This is a genomic window from Streptococcus parasanguinis, assembly GCF_001578955.1.
GTDB lineage: Bacteria > Bacillota > Bacilli > Lactobacillales > Streptococcaceae > Streptococcus > Streptococcus parasanguinis_U.
Genome location: NZ_KQ969689.1, coordinates 721,686 through 724,189 on the forward strand (window position 1 = coordinate 721,686; position 2,504 = coordinate 724,189).

Consider the following 2,504-nt stretch of genomic DNA (forward strand, 5'->3'; position numbering starts at 1 on the left):
TCTACTCGATCCCGAGGTGGAAGTGCGTCCGACCATGGGACAAATGGACGATCTCTTGGGTGAGATTAATGCGCGTGTAGAACGTGGAGAGCGGACCTTTGTTACCACCCTGACCAAGAAGATGGCAGAAGACTTGACCGACTACTTTAAGGAAATGGGGGTCAAGGTCAAATACATGCACTCGGACATTAAGACCTTGGAGCGGACAGAAATCATCCGTGATTTGCGTCTGGGTGTTTTTGATGTCTTGGTCGGAATCAACCTCCTTCGGGAAGGGATTGACGTACCGGAAGTGAGTCTAGTTGCTATTCTTGATGCGGATAAGGAAGGCTTCCTCCGTAATGAACGTGGTCTGATCCAAACCATCGGTCGTGCAGCCCGTAATAGTGAGGGTCACGTGATCATGTATGCAGATACTATGACCCAGTCTATGCAAAAAGCCATCGATGAAACAGCTCGTCGCCGTCAGATTCAAATGGCTTATAACGAAGAGCATGGCATCGTCCCACAAACCATCAAGAAGGAAATCCGTGACCTGATCTCTGTTACCAAGGCGGTGGCCAAAGAAGAGGATAAGGAAGTGGATATCACCAGTCTCAACCGCCAAGAGCGCAAGGAACTGGTCAAGAAACTGCAAGGTCAAATGCAAGAAGCTGTCGAAGTGCTTGATTTCGAATTGGCAGCACAAATCCGCGATATGATGTTGGAAGTCAAGGCATTGGATTAGATAGGATAAAGCGAATGAAGATTATCATTAAAACAATGGAAACTCCTGAAGAGATAGAAGGAAAATCTCTCGTTCATTGGCAAACGTGGAGAGAGGCTTATGACGACCTTTTACCCGCGGAATTTCAGGAGACGATGACATTAGATAGATGTCGTTTCTTTAGTCAAAAGTATCCAGAAAATACCTTGATTGCGATGGATGGAAAGAAGGTCGTTGGATTTATCAGCTATGGAAATTTTCGTGATGAGGCCATTCAAGCTGGTGAAATCATTGCTTTATATGTTTTAAAAGACTATTATGGAAAAGGTATTGCTCAGAAATTAATGAAGGAAGCTTTGAGGACTCTTGATCATTTTTCTGAAATTTATTTATGGGTATTGAAAGATAATAAGCGAGCCATTGCTTTCTATCAAAAAATGGGTTTTACTTTTGATGGCCAAGAAAAAATACTTAAACTTGGAAAACCTGTTAAGGAATTGCGGATGATGTGTTCTTCAAATAAAAATTCCTAAAGGACCTATCTATCAATCTTTCAACCATTATCAATTAATCAAGTAAAAAAATAAAAGAGATAGAAAGAACCAAAGAAATGAAGGAGAAGTCGAATGAAAATTCTAGTCATCAATGGGCATCCAGATAAGGAAAGTTACTGTCAGGCTATTTTTCAAACCATAGTCGAAACTATTGACTCAAAGCGCCATGAGCTTGAAGTCATCAGTCTCAATGAAGAGGATTTTGACCCTGTATTACGCTATGGTTATCGAAAACGGATGGAGGAAGATTCCTTTATCCTTCGTTCTCAAGAATGGATCCAGTGGGCGGATTACCTGATCTTTGTCTATCCCATCTGGTGGAGTAGTATGCCAAGCCTTATGAAAGGTTGGATTGATCGGGTCTTCACACCTGGGATTGCCTACTCGGCCAATGATCAGGGAAGCTTTATCTGGAATTACCTGAGAGGCAAGCAATTTAAGAAGTTACTCAAAGGAAAAACGGCTAGTATTTATGCGACTTCGATGGCGCCTACTTGGTGGTACAAGATCTTTTCAGGTCCTCTCAACATTCCGGATAGTTATGGCATCTCTGTTTTGAAAAATGCCGTCTTGAACCACTGTGGGATTAAAACCAAGCGTGTCTGCATCTTGGGAGAAGTCGGACGAGATGTGAACACCGCTAGCATGCGGGAACAGCATCTTCAAAAGGTAGCAGCAGAAGTCAAGAAACTTTGATCAGAGACAGGAGACTACTGATAAGTTATTGTCTTTAGTTGTATTTTGAATAGGTTTTGGTTAAACTATTAATATAATCTATAAAACATAGGAATGATTCAATATGCTACTTTTTATCTATATGATCTATGTCATTTATTCACTGTCAAAAATGAAAAGAGAAGGTATAAGAGTCTCAATTTTCACTAAGTTGATTGTTTACGGCTTATTGATACTCTCCTCGTTTATGCTCTATTTTAGTTTATTGTCATTTTTATTTAGCCCTTTGCCTTTTTTTGGCTTTCTAGCTACTCTTGCTATTGGGGGCGTGAAGCTCTCTCTGAGATTGATCATTGCCCTTCTTTTACTTTTATTATCGCTCAGCCTATTCTTAGATAGTAAAAACAGTGATCCGGATACGCCTCTCGTTGATCATTGGTTACGATTGGGTGTTCATATTTTATTGATCATTATTTGAGGTAAGAACTCCACTTTCAGTCCTGAATGTTTAGTTTTTTGTCCCTTGAGATTTGCAACCCACCAGAGACGGAAGTGAAAAATCTTAAATG

3 protein-coding genes are annotated in these 2,504 nt (G+C 40.6%); all 3 read left to right on the forward strand.

Features of this window, described 5'->3' with window-relative positions; all coding sequences use genetic code 11:
• Positions 1-727, forward strand: a 727-nt coding sequence (locus tag SPADD19_RS03460; RefSeq protein WP_241496452.1) for a helicase-related protein, incomplete at its 5' end; no start/stop codon positions are given.
• Positions 728-741: 14 nt separating this feature from the next.
• Entirely contained in the window at positions 742-1,239 is a 498-nt protein-coding gene (locus SPADD19_RS03465; protein ID WP_061455215.1) for a GNAT family N-acetyltransferase, read from the forward strand.
• Positions 1,240-1,332: 93 nt separating this feature from the next.
• Positions 1,333-1,956: an NAD(P)H-dependent oxidoreductase gene (locus SPADD19_RS03470; RefSeq protein WP_061455216.1), complete on the forward strand. Its 624-nt coding sequence runs from the start codon at positions 1,333-1,335 to the stop codon at positions 1,954-1,956.
• The last annotated feature ends 548 nt before the right edge of the window (positions 1,957-2,504 follow it).

Coding starts and splice junctions, on each gene's coding strand:
- SPADD19_RS03465 (WP_061455215.1), top strand. CDS start 742: ATGAAGATTATCATTAAAACAATGGAAACTCCTGAAGAGATAGAAGGA.
- SPADD19_RS03470 (WP_061455216.1), top strand. CDS start 1,333: ATGAAAATTCTAGTCATCAATGGGCATCCAGATAAGGAAAGTTACTGT.